Below are 19,757 nucleotides of genomic sequence, written 5' to 3'. Positions count from 1 at the left end.
CTCATTCAATGACCTCCTTCAAAGCTTCGGCAGCGGGCGTGCCTTGTGCCATCGAGTCACCATGCCCCGCCATGTAGTGGCCCAGCGTCGCGCGCTCTGCGTTGGCGGCGGCTGTCTCATACACAAGCTCGCCCTCAGCGATCACGACGATGCGATCCGCGAGTTCCAGCAGTTCATCGAGGTCCTCGCTCACGAGCAGGACAGCCGCTCCGGCATCGCGCGCCGCCATGATGCGTGCATGAATATCCGCCACCGATGCGAAGTCGAGACCGAACACCGGGTTCGCCACGATCAGGACGTCGACGGGCTGTCCCAGCTCGCGAGCGAGCACCGCGCGTTGAACGTTACCGCCCGAGAGCGTGCCGATAGCGCGTTCAGGCAACGGCGGCCGGACGTTGAAGTCATCGATCAAATGCGCCGCGCGCTCGCGCATCGCGCGCCGGTCGAGGCGCCATCCGCCGCGCCGCAACGGCGTCCGGTCGAAGTCGCGAAGGGCCAGATTCTGCGCGACGCTCATGCTCGCCACGCACGCATTTTTAAGCGGTTCCTCAGGGATCGCAAACACACGGCGCTGCGTCATTTCTTCGCGCGTGGCGTGGTACGCATCGCCTGCAATTTCCATCTCGCCCGTCCTCACGCGACGTTGCCCGACCAACGCCTCGACCAGTTCCTTCTGCCCATTCCCCGATACCCCCGCGATCCCGAGTATTTCCCCCGACCGGACTTCGAGCGATGCACCTTTGACGGCTGCATGGCCGCGATCATCGTCGATGGAAATATTGCGCATGGTGAGCCGTATTCGGGCTGCCGGATCCACCGGTTTGCGCGCCACCCGTTCGGCATTGAACGCGTCCATGACAGCGGTGTCGCGTGTCTCGGCGGCGCCCATCATCAACGAGGCCAGCGCATCGCGATTCGTCGCCGATACCGCACTCGTGCCGACCTGCCTGCCCTTGCGCAGCACGGTCACGTCGTCGGCATACGCCATCACTTCGCGGAACTTGTGCGTGATCATCAGCACGGTCAACTCGCCGCGCGCGGTCAGATCGCGCATCAGCCCGAGCACTTCGTCCGCCTCTTGCGGCGTCAGCACGGAGGTAGGCTCATCGAGAATGAGAAAACGCTGCTTCAGATACAACTGCTTGAGGATTTCCAGCTTCTGCTTTTCCCCTGCGGCCAGGCCCGAAACAGGCGCGTCGAGCGGCAGGCGAAACGGCATGCTCTGCATGAACGCCTCAAGCGCGGAGCGCTCCTCTTTCCACTGGATTTTCCACGGCAAGCGCCCCCGCGCGAGCAGCAAGTTCTCCTCCACCGACAACCCCGACGCCAGCGTGAAATGCTGGTACACCATGCCGATGCCCAATGCCTGCGCATCGCGCGGCGAAGCAATGCGGACCTCGCGGCCGCCGGCCGAAATCTGCCCTTCGTCGAGCAGGCCGTAACCCACGAGCCCTTTCACGAGCGTGCTTTTCCCCGCGCCGTTTTCACCGAGCAGCGCGTGGACCGTGCCCGGCCGGACCGTGATCGACACATTGTCCAGTGCGCGAAACGCGCCGAACGATTTGCCGGCATTGTGCACGTCCACGCCTAACGCATGCGAAGGGGTCGACATGGTCAGCCGCCGAGTGTGGTCAGGAGCGCGTGCGAATCGGAGACCGCACCGAAGACGCCGCCTTGCATCGTGATCATGTGCAAGGCCGCGTCGTGGTTGCCGGGGTCGGTCGCACCGCAACAGTCCGCGAGCACGGCGCATTCGAAACCACGATCGTTCGCCTCGCGCATTGTCGTATGGACGCAGACGTCCGTGGTGATCCCGGTCAGCACGAGATTCACGATCCCTCGCGTGCGCAGGATCAGCTCGAGATCGGTGGCGCAGAACGAGCCTTTGCCGGGTTTATCGATGACAATCTCGCCCGGCAGCGGCGCCAGCTCGCCGATGATTTCCCAGCCCGGTTCGCCGCGCACGAGAATGCGGCCACACGGGCCGTCATCGCCGATTCCAACGCCTTCGGTGCCTGCACGGCGGCTGCGCCAGCGCTTGTTCGCGGGCAGGTCCGACAGATCCGGCCGATGCCCTTCGCGCGTATGAATGATCGTGAAGCCCTGCTCGCGCATCGTGGCCATGACGCGCTTGATCGGCTCGATCGGCGCACGGGTCAGCGACAAGTCGTAACCCATCTTGTCGACGTAACCGCCGTGGCCGCAGAAATCCGTCTGCATGTCGATCACGACAAGCGCCGTGTTATCCGGGCGCAGGTTGCCGTCGAAGGGCCAGGGGTACGGTCTGGCATCAATGAATCGGTTCATGGTCGTGGCCGCCTTGAAATGAATAGAAGGTCGTTAACGCGTGAGACTCAGCTCGCCCGGTGCGCCGGCAAGTGTCCTGTCCGGACGGCAATTGATGATCATGATCGCGAGCGTGAGCACGTAAGGCGCGGCGTTATAAAGGTAATACCCGCTCGTCACGCCTACCGCCTGCAACGCCGGCCCGAGCGCCCCCGCCGCGCCGAAGAGCAGCGCGGCCCACAGGCATCGCAACGGCTGCCAGCGCGCAAAGATAACCAGCGCGACGGCCATCAACCCTTGTCCGCTGGATAGCCCTTCATTCCAGCTCCCCGGATACACCAGCGACAGATACGCCCCGCCGATCCCCGCGAAAAAACCACCCGCCGCCGTCGCGGCAATGCGAATTCGCGTGAGTGGGTACCCCATCGCGCGGGCTGTCTCGGCGTGATCGCCGACCAGACGCAAGGTCATGCCCCAGCGCGTGCTGCGCAACCCCCACTGCAGCACGAACGCCAGCACCACGCCGATCACGAACAGCGGGTTGATGTGCAGCGCGTTGTGCAATTGGGGAGAACTCGTCCATGTGCCCAGATCGAACGACTGAAGGCCCGGCGCTTGCGGTTCGATGAACGGCTTGCCCAGATAAAACGCCAACCCGGTCCCCAGCAACATCAGCGCGATGCCGAACGCGATATCGGACACCCGGGGCAACGAGCACACGAGTCCGTGCAGGCATCCAAGCAGCAAGCCGACAAAGCCCGCTGCAAGCACGCCGGCCCACGGCGAGCCGGTCATGAAAGAAGCGGCATAACCGCTCATCGCGCCGGACACGAGAATGCCTTCGAGCCCGAGATTCACGCGACCGCCCTTCTCGGTCAGGCATTCGCCAAGGCTCACGAACAGATAAGGCGTGCTGACGCGGATCGCGCCGGCAACCAGCGACAGCAGCAGGATCGCGACGGGCGAATGTGCATCAGGCATGGGTTTGCTCCATCGGCAGGTTGATGTCGGCCAGTGCGGCGGCTTGCAGTTGCACGCGCCATGCGGCGATCCTCCCGCCGAGCGCTTCCCATGCAAGCAGATTGGCAAATAGCAGGCCTTGCAGGACAAGCGTGGTGGCGTCGGGAAGATCGAGCCGGCGTTGCAGCAGGCTGCCGCTCGCCTCGATCCCGCCGATCATCAGCGCACACGCAATGATCGCGAGCGGATTCTGGCGCGCGGCGAACGCGACGAGAATGCCCGCGTAACCGTAACCGGCGAGCAGCGACGCATTGGCGCTGCCCTGCACCGCCGCGACTTCGAACATGCCGGCTAGACCAGTAGCCGCACCACCAAGGGCGCAGGCGGTGAACGCCAGCAGGTTCACCGGCAAGCCGACCAGGCGCGCCGCGCGGTTGCTGCCGCCGACGACGCGCATCGCGAAACCCTTGGTGCTGTACTTGACGAAGATCCACGCCGCGATGCATGCCACGACGCCCCACAAGAGGCCCCAGTGGACTTCGAGGCCAGGGAGCGACCCAATCATCATCGAAGGCGGAACGGGGAGCGTGGAGGGCTTGTTAAGGCTTGCCGGATCACGCAACGGCCCTTCGACAAGATGCTTGAACAGCGCGATCGCGATGTACGCCATCAGGAGGCTGCTGATGGTTTCATTGACGCCCCGCCATTGCCGCAGCGCACCGACCGCGCCGATCCAGACCGCGCCCGCCAGCATCCCGGCGAGCGCCATCAGTGGCGTGGCGATCAACCACGGCGTTCCGGCCGGCAGCATCTGCGGGACGATTGCCGCGCACATGCCCCCCAGCGCCAACGCGCCCTCGCCGCCGATCACAATCAACCCGACCTGTGCCGGCAACGCCACGCACAGCGCCGTCAGCATAAGCGGCGAAGCGCGCAGCAAGGTGCTTTGCCAGGCGAACGACGAGCCGAACGCACCCTGGAAAATCAGGCCGACGGCATCGAGGACCGGCTGGCCCTGCACCAGCAGGAATAACGAAAACAGCACCAGGGTTCCGGCGAGCGCGAGCACCGTCGGGATCGCCGGTAACAGCGCAAGGAAAACGCGGGCAGTCGGGGCATTGGGACGCATCACGGCTCCTTCAGGAAGGCAAGGCCATCATCAGATCTGACCGGTCACACCCGCCACGAGATAATTCATGCTCTCCAGCGTGTAGTCGGTCTGCGCGTGGCTGGTTCCGGCGGCGATCGCGGTGCCCCCTTTGTTATCTTTCATCGGCCCCTTGAAGATCACGAACTCGCCCGCCATCATGCTGGCCTTGATCGTGTCCGTGGCCTTCTTAGCGTCGGGCGTGACCTTCGCGCCATACGGCGACATCTTGACGAAACCTTCCTTGAGACCACCGCGCAGCACGTTGGGCTGCGGCTTGCCAGCCTGCGCGTCGGCGACGAGTTCCTTATACGGCGTCGCCCAGTCCCATTCCGCGCCGGTGAGATAACCCTTGGGCGCAAGCGCGGCCTGGCTCGCGTGATAACCGCAACTCATCACGCCGCGCTTTTCCGCCGTTTCCACCACGACCTTCGGCCCATCCACGTGGCACGTCAGCACGTCGCAACCCTGATCGACGAGACTGTTGGTGGCTTCCGCTTCCTTCACGGGCATCGACCAGTCGCCGGTGAAAATAACCTGCGTGGTGATGGCGGGATCGACGGACTGCGCACCGAGCGTGAACGAGTTGATATTGCGCAGCACCTGCGGAATCGGCTTGGCGGCAACGAAGCCAAGCTTCTTGCTCTTGGTCATGTGACCCGCGACCACGCCGTTCAGATACTGGCATTCGTCGATATAACCAAAATAGCTCGCGATATTGGGCGGATTGCCCTGCTTCCATAAACCACCGCAATGCGCGAACCGGACGTTCGGATACTTGGCCGCCATCTTGAGCACGTGCGGATCGAAGTAGCCGAACGAGGTCGCGAAAATGAGCGTTGCGCCGTCTTGTTCGATCATCGCTTCCATGGTCTTCTGGACCGCGATGGTCTCGGGCACGTTCTCTTCTTCAACGACCTTCACGTTGGGCAGCTTCTTGGTGATCGCCGCCGCCGACGCTTGCGCCTGGTTGTAGCCATAATCGCCGCGCGCGCCGACATAGATCACGCCAACAGTAGTTTTCCCCGCAGCGAACACCGACCGGAACGGGGTCATGGTCGCGAGTGCCAACAGACTCGCGTCTTTGATGAAAGTGCGGCGGCTAGTCATGTCGTTCGATTCCTGGTTAGAGGTTATTGAGCTGCTTTTGAAGACTGTCGAGGTAGGCGATCCAGCCGCCAAAAGCCGTAATGTCTTGAGCACCGCTTTCCGCCGATACAGCCGACGGCTCGCAGATGAAACCCTTGACGACGCGGCCATCGCTCAGCGCCACCGTGCCGATACCCATCGGCGACGGCACATCCATCACGAACTTGCCGAACGTGCGCAAGGGCAGTTCCCACACCTCCACGGCGATGGCTGCGCCGTCGCCGTCCGTGGTGCGCACAAGCCCGGGTTTGGGCGGCGAAGTATTAGCGAGCGCAAAGAGCCGATACCCCGGCGCGGTGTGTGTTGCTTCCGTGAATCGGGCACCCGCCTCCAGCAATTGCCGGTTAAGCGGCTGTCCTCGCAGATGCGCCCCGACGACTGCGAGCGCGACGCTTGGCTCCTGGAATGGCAGCGGTTGGAGATCGGGCGACGGGTTGGTCTTATCGTTGAATAGCGCTTGAATACGCGCCCCCAAAACGGCCAGCCGATGATCCGCGCCGCTGGGCGCGATCAAGGTCACGCCGGCCGGCAAACCGTCGCTGCGATGCAGGCCTGGAACAGCCAGCGCGCATAGATCCAGCAGGTTGACGAAGTTGGTGTAATAACCCAGTTCGCTATTACGTTCGATGGGGTTTGCCTGCACGTCGGCGATCAGCGGCTGAGTCGGCGCAGTCGGGACGATCAGGACATCGATGGTGTCGAAGCATCGCTCGACTTCACGCTTGAGTTCTGCAAGTGCGTATTGGCCGTTGAAGGCATCGACTGCACTGAAGCGGTCTGCCCGGCCGATCACGGACGCTACCGTCGCGTCGATGTCCGCCGAGTTTGTCTCGAAGAACGTGCCCAGCGCGGCACGGCGCTCGGCGACCCAGGGGCCATCGTAGAGCAATGCCGATACCCGTTTGAACGGCGCGAAATCGATATCGTGCAGCGTGACATGCAGTTCGGTCGAGAGGGTATCGAGGGTGGCGAGGAATGCATGTTGAGCGGCGGTATCGCCGAAAAACTCCAGCTCGGCCGGCACGCCGATACTTACAGCCGAAGCGATCGCGCCCAAGGCCGGCAGCTTGCGCGAGTAGGCATCGAGCGCATCGAACTTCGCCATTTGCGCGAGGACGTGCCACGCGTCGGCTACGTCGTGCGCGAAGATCGATAGCGTATCCAGGCTCCGGCAAGCGGGCACCACACCCCTTTTGCTCACCAGACCCAGCGACGGCTTCAGCCCGACCAGCCCGTTGAATCCCGCGGGCACCCGGCCGGACCCGGCTGTATCAGTACCAAGCGAAAACGCGACGCATCCGGCGGCAACCGCCACCGCCGACCCGGAGCTCGATCCCCCCGATACGTGTCCGGGAAATTTAACCTGGCGCACCGCGCCATAGGGCGAGCGCGTACCAACGAGGCCCGTAGCAAACTGATCGAGATTCGTCTTGCCGATGAGAATCGCGCCGGCATCGAGCAGCCGCTGGACGGCGAAAGCGGACACGCTGGGCGTGTAGCTGAAGGGTTTGCAGGCGGCGGTCGTCGGCAGCCCCGCTACGTCCACATTGTCCTTGACCGCGAACGGCACGCTGAACAGCGGCATGCGTTCGAACACCGCATCGCCTTCTTTAGCAAGCTTGTCTTCGAGCGCCCTTGCCCGTGAGCGCACCGCGTCCTCCGGCAAACGCAGCGTCCACACTTCCGGACGATCGACAGCGCGGATCCGTTTGAAGATCGCGTCGATGACCGTCAGCGGCGAGCGGCGCCGCTCTGCGTAAGCGGCCAGAAGAGCCGCGACGCGTGGACAGTCGAATGGATCAGGTGAGTTGGACATGAATTCCATCTTGCATACAAGATGGAATTCAATAATGCACGAGCTGTGCCAGGCACAGTCCAGTTCTGTGGCAAGGCCTCTGCGCCTTGCCACACAAGGCTTTCCGCCAAGTGCCCGGGTTCGGTGCGTTGACGTCGTCAATGCCCGTCGCTCTGGTTCCTGGTGCGCGATGCACCGTCAGGAAACGCGCACGCACAAAAGCAGCGCTCCGTTCATCCGCGAGCGAAGCGCCAGACAAAAGGATCGATCTTCAGGAGGCCTGATTCGCTCTCGCGGACGCGGCAGCGCTTCGTCCCGTCAGAAATTTCCCGAGCATGATCGATGGTCGTTCGACCGCGAGATAAGTCACTGCAGCAACAGGAATGACCAGCACCGCCGCGGTCGCGATCGCGCGCCATGCGGAGCCGGGCTCAGGCATCAAGTGGATGATCGTGAGGAGCACCACTGTGTGCGTCAGATACAGGCTGTAGGAAATCGTGCCCAGGAACACGACCGGGCGCTTTGCCAGCACCGACGTAAAACGCCTCGATACAATTGCCGTACACACAATGCCCGCGGCAGCGGCCACGACACACCAATCGAAGATGTACTGGCCGATAACACCGGTTGTAATCGACGTCACCGAGCGTGACAAGAAATAGAGCACGAGCGAAGCGGCGAGCACAAACTTCGTTCGATTGTGCTTTGCGAGCCATCGTTGCCAGCGCGCGCGGTGGATCGCCAGCGTCGCGCCGACGATGAACATGCCAAGGTAATGCGCCGTCATCGCCCAGTCGCCGCTGAAGCTCGGGCTGCTGGTCTCGTCGGCGCCTTTCCCCATGGCGAACAGGAAGGACACCGCGGAAATGGTCAGCGCCGTTGCCAGACAAGCGCGCGCGGACACGCGGCCGGCGCAATAGACGACCAGCGGCATCATTAATGAAATGCGCATTTCGTAGATCAGCGACCAGATCACCGGAAGCACGCGATTGGCTTTGTATTGTCCGATAAACAAGATGTGATCTAGTATTTCTGCATGCGAGAATGATCCGGTCCAAATATCGTTGAACCATGAGCCAGCCCATTCAACGGGCTCTACGCCGATCAGATTAATGAATGAAAAGGCGGCGAACAGTACGGCGAGATAAGGCAGATAGATCCGGCAAATCCGCTTAATCAAATAGTCGCGATACGTGATGCGGCGATTCGACATTAATTGAAGGGTCAGGACAAAACCGCTCAGTATGAAGAATAAAATGACAGCTTCATGACCGAGCGCCAACACGCGCAAGGGCGACCTGGGTATCCACCAGAGCGGGCCGACCAGTACGAAATGATTGATCACCACCATCAGGGCAGCTATGCCACGCAATGCATCCAGTTGCGGATAATGACGGCCGCGGAAGGAACTCGTTTCATTCATCCGATAAATTCCTCACAGTCCGAATTAGTGGCGAGTGATGCGATGTTCATTGATGCGCTCGACCAAATCGATTAATCAGCAGGCAACGAAAAGTTTAAACGCGGGATAAATATCCAACTCGCTCTGTATTACTTTCTAATATTTTTCTCTGAATTACTTTCTAATATTTTTTTACTTTATTGCCGATAAATGGAGTGCGGGTGGGCGTAGTTTTTGCCGGCGCGGTTCAGGCGACCGCACGCGCGGCTATCGCGATGGTCGTGATCGGAGGAAGGTGAAAGCCGGACTGCCGGGCTAGCTCGAAGACGGATAGTCGCGTGCGATGATCTCGCTCAGGAACGCCACGACTGCGCGAATACGAGGAACCCGCTGCAGATACTGGCTGCTGCTCAACCAGATCTCGCGACGCACATGCGTGTGTCCGGTCAGCACTTCCTGCAGCCCGAAGCGCTCGGCGCGTGCGAACAGCGGCAGCATGACGATTCCGCCGCCCGCTGCTGCCGAGAACATCTGCGCGAGCATGCTGCTCGAATAAAAGCCGATGTGCGGATGCACGATGGCTTCATCGAGCCAGCGCACGGCATCGAGCTGGATCAGGTCGGCGATGTAACCCACGAACGTATGTGCCTCGAGTTCCGCGAGCGATGACGGCGTGCCGTGCCTCGCCAGATAGTCCGGATGCGCATACAGGCGCAGCTCGAATTCACCGAGCTTGCGGACATCGAGATTGGTCCCGGAAGGCTGGAAGAATCCCAGGAAAAGATCGGCTTCGCGCTGCGAAATACGTACGTCGTGAGCCGATGTCACCAGCTCCACCGTCAGCCCCGGATTCGTGCGCTTGAGCGTCACGAACTGTTCGCTCAGATACAGCGACGCGATTCCCTCCATCGTCGCGATGCGCACGTGCCCCGCCGGCCCCGGCTCGCCGCTTTCCAGCGCATCGCCCAGCGTGAGCACGCTCGCTTCGATCGCTTCAACGTGCGCAAGCATGTCGCGTCCCTGCGTATTGAGCCGATACCCCAAGCGGTCGCGCTCGAAGATCGGCGTGGCCAGCGCGTCTTCAAGCGCCGAGATGCGCCTGCCAACCGTCGAATGATCGATCCCGAGTTGCCGTCCGGCCTTCGATAAATTCCCGGTCCGCGCGACGATCAGGAAGATCCGCAAGTCGTCCCAGCTCAGTCGGTTGAAGTTCATCCGGGTTCTCCATCGGCCATCGTCGCATCGTCAGTTACCGCTCGGCGATACACAGAAGACTGCGCCGAGCGCAGGTTGTGCAATTTTGCACAGGACCGAGATTGTTTTCCAATTCATTACAGAAAACGTCCTTTGTAGACTCGGCTGCAGTTCGGTTATCCAGCGCGCGGCGATGTCTATCGCCCGGCGCGTTTTCCATCCAGTGCGGAGACTCTCCATGCAATCCGATCAAGTCGACTGGCTCGCCATGCAGAAGAGCGAGCAGTTTCGCGGCCTCGTGCGGCACCGGCGCAATACGATCGCCGCGCTCGGCCTGGTCGCCGCACTCTATTACTTTTCGATTCCCGCGCTGATTGCGTGGTTTCCGGCCTTTTTCACGCTCCGCCTCGCGCCGGGGATCAACCTGGGGCTCGTCTTCGCCGTGTCGCAATACCCGTTCGGCGGGCTGATCGCCTACGTCTTCCTGCGGCGCACCGCATCGATCGACCGGCTCGCCGCCGACCTCCTGGAACAACTCGCACCCGCGAGCGCGGCCAACTCCGTGGCGCCCGTTGCCTCATCCTTCGATCTCGGGGAGCACGCTCATGCCCGCTAAATGGTTAAAGGCACTGGCGCTGCTGGCTACAGCCGGCCTCTCGATCAGCGCCCATGCAGCCACGCAAGCCGGCGCTGTCATCCAGCATCGCGCGCTGACATTCGCCGTGTTCGGTCTGGTGATCGGGTCCACCCTCCTCATCACGTACTTCGCGTCGCGGCGCAACCGTACCGCGGGCGATTTTTATACCGCGGGCGGCAACATCGGGCCGGCCAAGAACGGCCTCGCCATAGCCGGCGATTATTTGTCGGCGGCAGCGTTTCTCGGTGCATCCGGCCTGATCGCGCTGTATGGCTTCGACGGCATGATCTATCTGGTCGGGTTCTTCGCGGCATTTATTCCGGTGCTGCTGCTGATTGCCGAGCCATGCCGCAACCTCGGCCGCTACACGCTCGGCGACGTGCTCGCCATGCGCAACAGCTTTCGCTCCACGAAGGCCGTATCGGCGCTTTCCAGCGTGGTGGTGGCGCTCGCTTACATGATTCCGCAGGTCGTGGGCGGAGCGGTGATCGTGCGTGCGCTGGTGGGGATCGACTACACGGTGTCAGTGCTGTGCGTGGGTGCGCTCATGCTGATCTACGTGGCCTGTGGCGGCATGCGTGCCACCACCTGGGTCCAGGTCATCAAGGCGGTGCTGCTGATCGGCGCGTCGTTCATCCTGGTGGTGCTGGCGTGGATACCTTTCGGCTTCCATGTTCCCGCCTTCATGCAGGCCATCGTGACAAGCCCGCTGGTCCAGGCCCATGTCGCGCCGATGGCTGCATCGCTGCACGGCGATGAACTCGGCTGGCGTTTCCTCGAGCCTGGCCTGTACCTCACCAAGCCGGTCGAACTGTTGTCGCTCGGACTCGCGCTCGTGCTCGGCACCGCCGCGATGCCGCACATCCTGATGCGCTTCTTCACGGTCAAGGACGCACGGGCCGCGCGGCACTCCGTGATGTGGGCAATGCTCGGAATCGGCGCATGCCATCTGTTCATCATCGTGATCGGCTTTGCGGCAGCGTATTACGTAGGCGCACCCTTGATCGCATCGCTCGATAAAGGCGGCAACCTGGCCGCGCCGCTGCTCGCCCAGGCGCTCGCTGGCGGGCGCGACAGCGTGACCGGCGACCTGATGCTGGCGTTCATCGCCGCGGTGGCGTTCGCGACCATCGTCGCTGTTGTCGCGGGCCTCACGCTGGCTGCCGCTTCCGCGCTGGCGCACGACGTGTATGTGGGCGCCATGCGCAGCGGCAATGCGCCCGAGCGCGAGCAGGTGATTGCGGCGCGCATCGCTACGCTGATCGTCGGCCTGATCGCAATCTCGGTCAGCATCATGGCGCGTGGCCAGAACGTCGCGCAACTCGTCGGGCTCGGTTATGCGGTAGCGGCGTCGGCGAACTTGCCGGCGCTGGTGTTGACGCTCTACTGGAAACGCTGCACGACGCAGGGTGTGCTGGTGGGTATCGTCGGCGGGACGCTGACAGCGGTGCTGCTGGTGCTGGTGTCGCCAAACATGACCTACCCCGCGATGGTCCGCAGCGCCGCCCTGAGCCGCGTCAGCGCGGTCGGCCAACGCTTGCCGTCAGTCAGCGATGCCGCGCTGGGCCGTGCACTGCTGGCCGAGCAGAAGAGTGCACAGGCCGCAGCAGACGCCATTCCCGCCGATGCCACCAGCATGGTCGGACTAAGCGCCCCGCTCGTGAGCTTGCGCAACCCCGGGATCATTTCGATTCCGATCGGCTTCCTGCTGGTGATCCTGGCATCGCTCTTTACCCGCGACCGCCGCGCCGAAGCGCGCTGGCCCGAAATGGTCGTGCGGCGCGAGACGGGTTATGGAATCGCCGCTGCCGTCGATGATTGATTCGCTTAACGAACTGATTCTCGAAGCTTCTCTTTTGAACCTGAATAAGCCCACCATCATGACTCGTCTTCCCGATGTAAAAGTCGCTGCCATCCACGCGGCTCCCGTCTTCCTCAACCGCGCTGCAACCGTCGCAAAAGCCATCTCGCTGATTCGCGAGGCAAGCCGCAACGGTGCTCAACTGATCGCGTTTCCCGAGTCGTTCATTCCTGCATTCCCGGTCTGGGCCGCGTTATGGGCGCCCATCGACAACCACGACCTGTTCGAGCGTTTCGCTGCGGAAAGCCTCTACGCGGATGGTCCCGAGATCGGCGAAATCGCGGCTGAAGCACGCCGCTGCGGCGTGTTTGTATCGATGGGATTCAGCGAGCGGTCGCACGCGAGTGTCGGATGTCTGTGGAACTCGAACCTGCTGATCGACGATCGCGGCGGTATCTTGAATCATCATCGCAAGCTCGTGCCGACGTTCTACGAAAAGCTCGTGTGGGCGTCGGGAGACGGCGCCGGCCTGCAAGTGGCGGACACGCGCATTGGGCGGATCGGCGGTCTGATCTGCGGTGAGAACACGAATCCGCTTGCACGCTACACGCTGATTGCGCAAGGTGAGCAGATTCATATCTCGAACTGGCCCGCGCTGTGGCCTACCCGCCGGCCCGCTGGCGGAGGAAACTTCAACAACGTCGCCGCCAACCGGCTGCGTGCAGGCGCTCACTCGTTCGAAGCGAAGGCGTTCGGCATCGTCTGCGCGGGTTACATGGACGACGATATGCGCGATTTCCTGGTGCAGCGCGATCCCGCGGCGGCCGCAGTGCTTGACGGCTCACCGCGTGCCGCCAGCATGTTCGTCGATCCGACGGGCGCGGCGACTGGCGATACGCTCAGCGACGAAGAAGGCATCGCGTACGCGCAGTTCGATCTGAATCGTTGCGTCGAGCCGAAGCAGTTCCACGATGTTGTCGGTTACTACAACCGCTTCGATGTGTTCTCGCTGAACGTGAACCGGGTGCGCCACGAGCCCGTGTCGTGGACCACGCCCGTGCCCGTCATGTCGCCGGCTACGGAAGACGCCGCGCCCGTTGGCGAGGCGGCCTCACTCTCGGAATCGCGCTGAAACTCAATCGCGAATGGCAACGATAGCTTCGATCTCCACCGTGATATTGCCCGGCAGCGACCCCACGCCGACAGCGGAACGCGAGTGCCGGCCCGCGTCGCCGAACACATCGACAAAAAGATCGGAGCACCCGTTGATCACGCGCGGGTGATCGGCGAAATCCGGCGTGGCATTGACCATGCCGAGCAGCTTCACGATGCGTCTCACGCGGCCCAGATCGCCTAGTTCCACGTGCAGTACCGACAACAAGTTAAGGCCTACGAGTTGCGCATGCGTATACGCTTCATCGGCGGTGACGTTGTCACCGACCTTGCCCGTCATCAGGCGTCCGGTCTCGTCAAGCGGACCTTGCCCCGATAAAAACAGCAAGTTGCCTTCGCGCGTGCAGTGAGTGAAGTTGCCTATCGGTGCGGGCACGTCCTGAAGTTTCAAACCGCGGGCCTGCAGTCGTTCATAGCAGTTCATCTCAGTCGAAAATCCCATGTTGCGTTGGTTCTCTTTCAAGTGTTGAGGACAAGGTTCAAAGACCGGCAGCCAGTGCCTAGCCGGCGGGATCGGGCGTGCGGCGCTGCCAGCCGAGCCGCGCTTCAATGCGCGCAGCGACTACCTTTAGTTCGTCGCCGAAACGCTCAGTACTCTGAAGCGCCTTGGCTTCCGGCATCACGATCGAAATGGTGAAGACGCAGTCTCCGGCCTGATCGAGTACCGGGGCGGCGAGACACGCCACGGACGCATCCGATTCGCCGATCTGGATTGATAGCCGCGCGTCGAGCGCTTCCCGCGCCATTCGCGCGAGCACGTTAGGGCGTGTTTCGGCACGCGCAGTGGGAGACGACTTCGCGTACCGCGCGAAATAGGCGATCCGCTCGGCGTCCGGCAAATGTCCCACCAGCAACCGTCCCGATGCGGTCCAGTTGAGCGGCACCCGGCTGCCTACGCGCGAGGTCACGCGGAAATGGCCCGGTCCCTCTGCCATTTGCAACACGACCATCATGCCTTCCTCGAGTCCGCACACTTGCACCGTCTCGCCGACCTGCGCCGACAAGCGGTTCATCTCTTCATGGGCGACCGCCAGGTAATCGAGCGAACTCGCATACGTCAACCCGTAGCCGTATAACCGCGAGCCTAGCCAGATCGCGCCGTCGGGCGTGCGGGCCAGCAGGTTCTTCTCCACCAGGTCGTTGATGATCGAATAGACAGTCGACAGCGGCGCGCCGACCAGACGCGCGATTTCATAAGCGGTGATCGGGCGGTTGGTTTCCTGCAGCGCGTCCAGGATCTGCACTGCCCGGTCGATCGCACTCGTGCGCGTGCGCGGCGCGGCAGCGGGCTGATCGGCCGTGTCCGGCACCGGCTCCGCGGCTGGCTCCGGTTCCTGCGCGGTTTGACGGGACTTGCGAATCATTGCGCTCCTAGTGACAGATTGTTTTTGTACAGTTTGACGCAAGCGCATCGTATGCTAATCTAATACACAATTACAACATACATTCCATAATAAAGGAATATCAGGAGCGGCACGATGGATATTTATTCCCGTTTGGGTCTACGCCCGGTCGTCAACGTATCGGGCACGATGACGAGCCTGGGTGCTTCCATTGTGGCGGCGCCGGTCATTGAAGCCATGGCCGCGATCCTGCCGCAGTTCGTTGAGATCGACGACTTGCAACGCAAGGCGTCGGCCGTGATCGCGCAGGCGTGCGGCAGCGAAAGCGGCTATATCACCGCGTCCTGTTCGGCGGCGATCACGCTTGGCATTGCCGCGACCATGACGGGCGACGATCCGGGCCTGATCGAGCGTTTGCCCGACACGACCGGGCTGCGCAACGAGGTTGTTGTGCAAACGGGCCATCTCGTCAATTATGGCGCGCCCGTCGACCAGGCCATCCGGCTCGCCGGCGCTCGCGTCGTGCCGGTTGGCGCGGCCACGGAGGCGCACGGTTACCAGCTATCCGCGGCCATCAACGAACGTACTACTGCCGCACTCTATGTCGTCTCGCATCACACGGTCCAGTTCGGACTGATTCACCTGGAAGAGTTTATCGCCTCCGCGCATGCGAAGAGTGTGCCTGTGATCGTGGACGCGGCTTCGGAATATGATCTCAAACGCTTCATTGCCGCTGGCGCCGATCTCGTGCTGTATTCAGCGCACAAGTTTCTCGGCGGTCCGACTGCCGGGATCGTGGCCGGCAAGAAAACGCTGGTACGTGCCGCCTATTTCCAGAATGGCGGCATCGGCCGTGGCATGAAAGTAGGCAAGGAAGGGATTGCCGGCGCCATCGCTGCGCTCGAGCAGTGGCAGCAGCGCGATCATGCGGCAGTCCGCGCGCGTGAGCGCGGTTATCTCAAGCTGTGGCATGAAGCGCTGAACGGTCGTCCCGGCGTGCGCGCAGAGATCGATGCCGATCCGACCGGCAATCCGCTAGATCGCCTGAAGCTTTCCATCGATCCACGCGAGGCGCGTATCAGCGCCTGGGATCTGGCGGACGCGCTGGCGAATCCGCCGGCGGGCAGCGTGCCGGTGATCGTTCGCGATCACGAGGCCGAACTGAATTTCTTCTTCGTCGATCCGTGCAACCTGCATCCCGACCAGGAACAGATCGTCCTTCAACGCTTGCTCGCCGAACTCGAACGTGCGCAGCACGCACCGCAGCCGCTGGTCACGCCGTTTTTCCAGCGCGATGCGCGGCGTGTTGCTGGCCGGCGCAACTGGCCGGACTGAATTTCAATCTTTGTATGACCGATACGCCGGATTCTCTCCGGCGTCGTTTTACCCTGTACCTTTAGTAATCCTTACGCCATCGAAGACAACAAGAATTCATCGATGAACGCCCTTCTTTCGACCAGAGGAAACCAGATGCACAAGCAGATCCTTCGCACGGCCGTGGCCGTTGCCGTGACCGGAAGCGTTGCGCAAGCCGCTTACGCCCAAAGCAGTGTGACGCTCTACGGCATTGTCGATGCCGGCTTCACCTACACCAACAACCAAAAAGGCAATAGCGCCTATCAGGCCACTCAAGGCAACGTGCAAGGGTCGCGCTGGGGTCTGCTTGGAACCGAGGATCTGGGCGGCGGCAACAAAGTCCTGTTCAGGCTCGAGAACGGCCTCAGCCTGGAATCGGGCGCATTGGGTCAGGGCGGACGCATGTTCGGCCGCAGTGCGTGGGTCGGATTGAGTAACAGCCGCGCGGGGACGATCACGCTTGGCCGCCAGTACAACAGCGTGCAGGACTATTTGTCGAATCTGCAGATCAACGGCGTGGGCGCAATGAGCCAGTTCGGCAACGCGGTTTACGACAACGACGACCTCAACAATACCTACCGCACCAACAACGCCGTCAAGTACACCACGCCCACGTTCTCCGGCTTCACCGCCAACGCGATGTACGCGTTCTCAAACACGGCCGGTGATTTCTCGAATAACCGTGCGTGGAGCGTAGGGGCAGATTATGTCGCGGGACCCGTCCGTCTCGACGCGGCCTACTCGCTGGTCAATCACCCTGCGTCGAACACGGCAGGCGCTGCGCCTTCCGACAACTACTACGGCACCAGTTCGTCGATCATCAGCAACGTCGCGCGCAATCAGGTCTGGGGCGCGGGCGGTGCCTATGCGTTCGGGCCGGCCACCGTCGCCCTGTTGTACACGAACTCGCACTTCGACCTCCTGACCGGCGGCAGCTTGCGCTTCGCGAACTACGAAGCGAGCGTGCGTTATCAGCTCACGCCTGTCACGCTGCTCTCGCTCGGCTACATCTACACGAGCCAGAACAGCAGTTCGGCAACAGCGGCAAACGGCCACTACAACCAGCTCGCGCTCGGTGGCGAGTACTTCCTGTCGAAAAGCACCGATCTTTACCTGAACGGCATTTATCAGCGTTCGTCGGGCGCCAAGGCGTGGGTCGAAGGCGTCTCGAATCCGTCCAGCAACAACGGGCAATTCGTCACCGTCGCCGGAATTCGGCACAAGTTCTAACCAGGTGCGCCGGACCGTTGGAGACCCATGCGGCTCGACGGTCTGGTTCCTCCGATCGCTATTTTGGAGACCCCATGGCGACTGTCCAGGGAAGTTGGTTACTCGTTTACGCGCTGGTCGCGATCATCGCGCTGGTCGTGCTGATCGCGCGATTCAAACTCAATCCGTTTATCACGCTGATGGTGGTGTCCGTCGCGCTCGCGCTTGCCGTCGGCATGCCGATGGCGTCGATTCTCAAGTCGTTCGAAACCGGCGTTGGCGGAACGCTCGGGCATATTGCGATTGTCGTCGGGCTCGGTACGATGCTCGGCAAGATGATGGCCGAATCCGGCGGTGCTGAACGCATTGCGCGCACGCTCATCGGGCTGTTTGGTCCTAAGAACGTGCATTGGGCCATGATGTGCATCGCGTTTCTCGTCGGCCTGCCGGTGTTTTTCGAAGTCGGTTTCGTGTTGCTGATTCCGATCGCGTTCAACGTGGCGCAGCGCACGGGCACGTCGATGATCCGCGTCGGCATTCCCATGGTCGCGGGGCTCTCGGTCGTGCATGGCCTGATCCCGCCGCATCCGGCTGCGTTGCTGGCCGTCACGGCTTATAACGCGGATATCGGCCACACGATCTTCTATGCGCTGATCGTCGGCATTCCCACGGCGATTATCGCCGGACCGCTGTTCTCGAAACTGATCGCGAAGTTCGTCGTACTCGAGGGCGTCAATCCGATGGCGCAGCAGTTTATCGAACAGGACGCCGCACGTGCGACGCAGAAGCTGCCCGGCTTCGGTATCACGCTGCTGACGGTCCTGTTACCCGTGCTGTTGATGCTCGTAGGGAGTTGGGCCGACCTGATCGTGCCGGCGAAATCGACGACCAACAACGTGCTGCGCCTGATCGGACACCCGGACATGGCACTGCTGCTCGCGGTGCTGCTGAGTTTCTACACGTTCGGTTCGGCGCGTGGGTTCAATCGCGAATCGATCCTCAAGTTCACTAACGAGTGTCTGGCGCCGACCGCCAGCATCACGCTGGTCGTGGGTGCCGGTGCCGGCTTCGGACGGATCCTGATCGATAGCGGCGCGTCCAAGGCGATCGTCGATGTGGCCACCGGCGCGCATGTCCCGCTGCTGATTCTCGCGTGGCTCGTTGCCGGGTTGATTCGCGTCGCGACCGGATCGGCGACTGTTGCAATGGCCACTGCAGCGGGGATCATCGCGCCTATCGCAGCAGCGGCTGCGTCTACTGCAACGGGTGTGCGTCCCGAGCTGCTCGTGCTTGCGACCGGTGCGGGGTCGCTGATCTTGTCGCATGTGAACGATGGCGGTTTCTGGCTCGTCAAGGAGTACTTCGGCATGACCGTGACGCAGACCTTCAAGACGTGGACTGTGTGTGAGACGATTATTTCGGTGACGGCGCTGGCGTTCACGCTTGGGCTGTCTATGGTGATCTGAAGCAGCCATGCATGGCGCGATGGACCGGGCAGTCTTGACTTCATGCGCCGTGCGCGCCGGAACTTGAACCGCGCGCAAGTTCCGTGCGTTTCGCGCGGCACTTCTTCATGCTCCCAGGCGATACCCCTTGCTACGGATCGTATGAAACAACGGCTCCTCGCCTTCGGTATCTATCTTCTTTCGCAACCGGCCGATATGCACCTCGATCACGTTCGTGCCCGGATCGAACCGGTATCCCCAGACGGCTTCGAAGATCATTGGCCGGCTCAGGACGCAATGGCTCTGCTCCATCATGTAGATGAGCAGCCGGTATTCGGCCGGGCTCAGTTCGACGACGACGCCCGATCGCCTGACTAGCCGGCTCAACCGGTCGACCTCGAGCGTCCCGACCCGGAGTATGTTGTCGCTTGCCGCATGGCTCGCGTCCTTGCGGCGAATCATGACTTCAAGACGAACCAGCAGTTCGTCCGGTTGATAGGGCTTGGTCAGATAGTCGTCGCCGCCCGTGCGCAGGCCGCGCACTTTTTCGTCGACATCCGATAACGCGCTGATCATCAGGACGGGCAGTTCGATCTCGGCTTCCCTCAACAACCGGACCACCATGATTCCGTCGGCATCGGGAAGCACGCGGTCGAGCGTCATAGCGTCATAGCCCTTGGCGAGCGCTGCGCGGAGCGCCTCGCGGCCGGTAGTGACGAGATCGACGTCCAGACCGTGTTCACGCAGCGTTCGCGAGATTTCCGCAGCGTTATCGGGATCGTCCCCGACCGTCAGGATTCGCCGCTGCCTTGGGGTGTCACTCGCGATCTCGCTAGCCAATTTATTCGCTCGTTATCAGT

The 19,757-nt window shown here is 62.1% G+C and carries 17 protein-coding genes; 6 read left to right on the top strand and 11 right to left on the bottom strand.

Annotated elements, in window-relative coordinates; genetic code table 11:
* Position 1: 1 nt before the first annotated feature.
* The 8 genes from EOS_RS07505 to EOS_RS07470 form a co-directional block, all read right to left on the bottom strand.
* Positions 2 to 1,612 carry an ABC transporter ATP-binding protein gene (locus EOS_RS07505; protein ID WP_047845979.1) on the bottom strand — a complete coding sequence of 537 codons (1,611 nt, stop codon included), beginning with the start codon at positions 1,610 to 1,612 and terminating at the stop codon, positions 2 to 4.
* A 2-nt stretch (positions 1,613 to 1,614) separates the two neighbouring features.
* A complete protein-coding gene (gene biuH, locus EOS_RS07500; RefSeq protein WP_047845978.1) occupies positions 1,615 to 2,307 on the bottom strand; it encodes a biuret amidohydrolase in 693 nt (230 codons plus the stop codon).
* A 33-nt stretch (positions 2,308 to 2,340) separates the two neighbouring features.
* On the bottom strand, positions 2,341 to 3,267 hold the full coding sequence (locus EOS_RS07495) for an ABC transporter permease (protein ID WP_047845977.1): 927 nt from the start codon (positions 3,265 to 3,267) through the stop codon (positions 2,341 to 2,343).
* Positions 3,260 to 4,375: an ABC transporter permease gene (locus EOS_RS07490; RefSeq protein ID WP_047845976.1), complete on the bottom strand. Its 1,116-nt coding sequence runs from the start codon at positions 4,373 to 4,375 to the stop codon at positions 3,260 to 3,262. Before EOS_RS07490 ends, EOS_RS07495 begins: the two co-directional genes overlap by 8 nt.
* A gap of 30 nt (positions 4,376 to 4,405) precedes the next feature.
* Positions 4,406 to 5,503, bottom strand: a complete 1,098-nt coding sequence (locus EOS_RS07485) for a BMP family ABC transporter substrate-binding protein (protein ID WP_047845975.1) — start codon at positions 5,501 to 5,503, stop codon at positions 4,406 to 4,408.
* A gap of 16 nt (positions 5,504 to 5,519) precedes the next feature.
* On the bottom strand, positions 5,520 to 7,358 hold the full coding sequence (atzF, locus tag EOS_RS07480; RefSeq protein ID WP_407639110.1) for an allophanate hydrolase: 1,839 nt from the start codon (positions 7,356 to 7,358) through the stop codon (positions 5,520 to 5,522).
* A 250-nt stretch (positions 7,359 to 7,608) separates the two neighbouring features.
* Positions 7,609 to 8,760, bottom strand: a complete 1,152-nt coding sequence (locus tag EOS_RS07475; RefSeq protein ID WP_047845973.1) for an acyltransferase family protein — start codon at positions 8,758 to 8,760, stop codon at positions 7,609 to 7,611.
* A gap of 294 nt (positions 8,761 to 9,054) precedes the next feature.
* Complete coding sequence (locus EOS_RS07470) at positions 9,055 to 9,954, bottom strand: LysR family transcriptional regulator (protein WP_047845972.1); 900 nt, start codon at positions 9,952 to 9,954, stop codon at positions 9,055 to 9,057.
* A gap of 217 nt (positions 9,955 to 10,171) precedes the next feature.
* On the opposite strand from EOS_RS07470, the gene EOS_RS07465 reads away from it, so the two are divergent.
* The 3 genes from EOS_RS07465 to EOS_RS07455 are packed head-to-tail and all read left to right on the top strand — an operon-like array spanning position 10,172 to position 13,503.
* Positions 10,172 to 10,549 carry a DUF485 domain-containing protein gene (locus EOS_RS07465; RefSeq protein ID WP_047845971.1) on the top strand — a complete coding sequence of 126 codons (378 nt, stop codon included), beginning with the start codon at positions 10,172 to 10,174 and terminating at the stop codon, positions 10,547 to 10,549.
* Positions 10,539 to 12,392 (top strand): solute symporter family protein, encoded by a 1,854-nt coding sequence (locus tag EOS_RS07460; protein ID WP_047845970.1) that lies wholly within the window; start codon positions 10,539 to 10,541, stop codon positions 12,390 to 12,392. The genes EOS_RS07465 and EOS_RS07460 overlap by 11 nt, the downstream gene beginning before the upstream one ends.
* 58 nt (positions 12,393 to 12,450) lie before the next feature.
* Positions 12,451 to 13,503 (top strand): carbon-nitrogen hydrolase family protein, encoded by a 1,053-nt coding sequence (locus EOS_RS07455; protein ID WP_047846000.1) that lies wholly within the window; start codon positions 12,451 to 12,453, stop codon positions 13,501 to 13,503.
* Between the two features lie 3 nt (positions 13,504 to 13,506).
* Here the strand turns inward: EOS_RS07455 and EOS_RS07450 are convergent, their stop codons facing one another.
* Together EOS_RS07450 and EOS_RS07445 are read right to left on the bottom strand one after the other, a co-directional pair.
* A complete protein-coding gene (locus tag EOS_RS07450) occupies positions 13,507 to 13,968 on the bottom strand; it encodes a RidA family protein (RefSeq protein WP_047845969.1) in 462 nt (153 codons plus the stop codon).
* A gap of 76 nt (positions 13,969 to 14,044) precedes the next feature.
* The gene (locus tag EOS_RS07445) at positions 14,045 to 14,908 is read right to left on the bottom strand and encodes an IclR family transcriptional regulator (RefSeq protein ID WP_053063794.1); all 864 of its coding nucleotides are present in this window, start codon (positions 14,906 to 14,908) and stop codon (positions 14,045 to 14,047) included.
* Positions 14,909 to 15,022: 114 nt separating this feature from the next.
* Here EOS_RS07445 and EOS_RS07440 point away from each other — a divergent pair, with 114 nt between their 5' ends.
* From EOS_RS07440 to EOS_RS07430, 3 genes are all read left to right on the top strand, one after another.
* Positions 15,023 to 16,222, top strand: a complete 1,200-nt coding sequence (locus tag EOS_RS07440; RefSeq protein ID WP_047845968.1) for an aminotransferase class V-fold PLP-dependent enzyme — start codon at positions 15,023 to 15,025, stop codon at positions 16,220 to 16,222.
* Between the two features lie 135 nt (positions 16,223 to 16,357).
* The gene (locus EOS_RS07435; protein WP_047845967.1) at positions 16,358 to 17,473 is read left to right on the top strand and encodes a porin; all 1,116 of its coding nucleotides are present in this window, start codon (positions 16,358 to 16,360) and stop codon (positions 17,471 to 17,473) included.
* A gap of 74 nt (positions 17,474 to 17,547) precedes the next feature.
* Complete coding sequence (locus EOS_RS07430) at positions 17,548 to 18,918, top strand: GntT/GntP/DsdX family permease (protein WP_047845966.1); 1,371 nt, start codon at positions 17,548 to 17,550, stop codon at positions 18,916 to 18,918.
* A 105-nt stretch (positions 18,919 to 19,023) separates the two neighbouring features.
* Here the strand turns inward: EOS_RS07430 and EOS_RS07425 are convergent, their stop codons facing one another.
* A complete protein-coding gene (locus EOS_RS07425; protein ID WP_235442731.1) occupies positions 19,024 to 19,737 on the bottom strand; it encodes a response regulator transcription factor in 714 nt (237 codons plus the stop codon).
* Positions 19,738 to 19,757 lie beyond the last annotated feature (20 nt).

It is taken from the genome of Caballeronia mineralivorans PML1(12) (assembly GCF_001028175.1).
Classification (GTDB): Bacteria; Pseudomonadota; Gammaproteobacteria; order Burkholderiales; family Burkholderiaceae; genus Caballeronia; species Caballeronia mineralivorans.
This window is presented reverse-complemented; position numbering and strand designations above follow the sequence as displayed.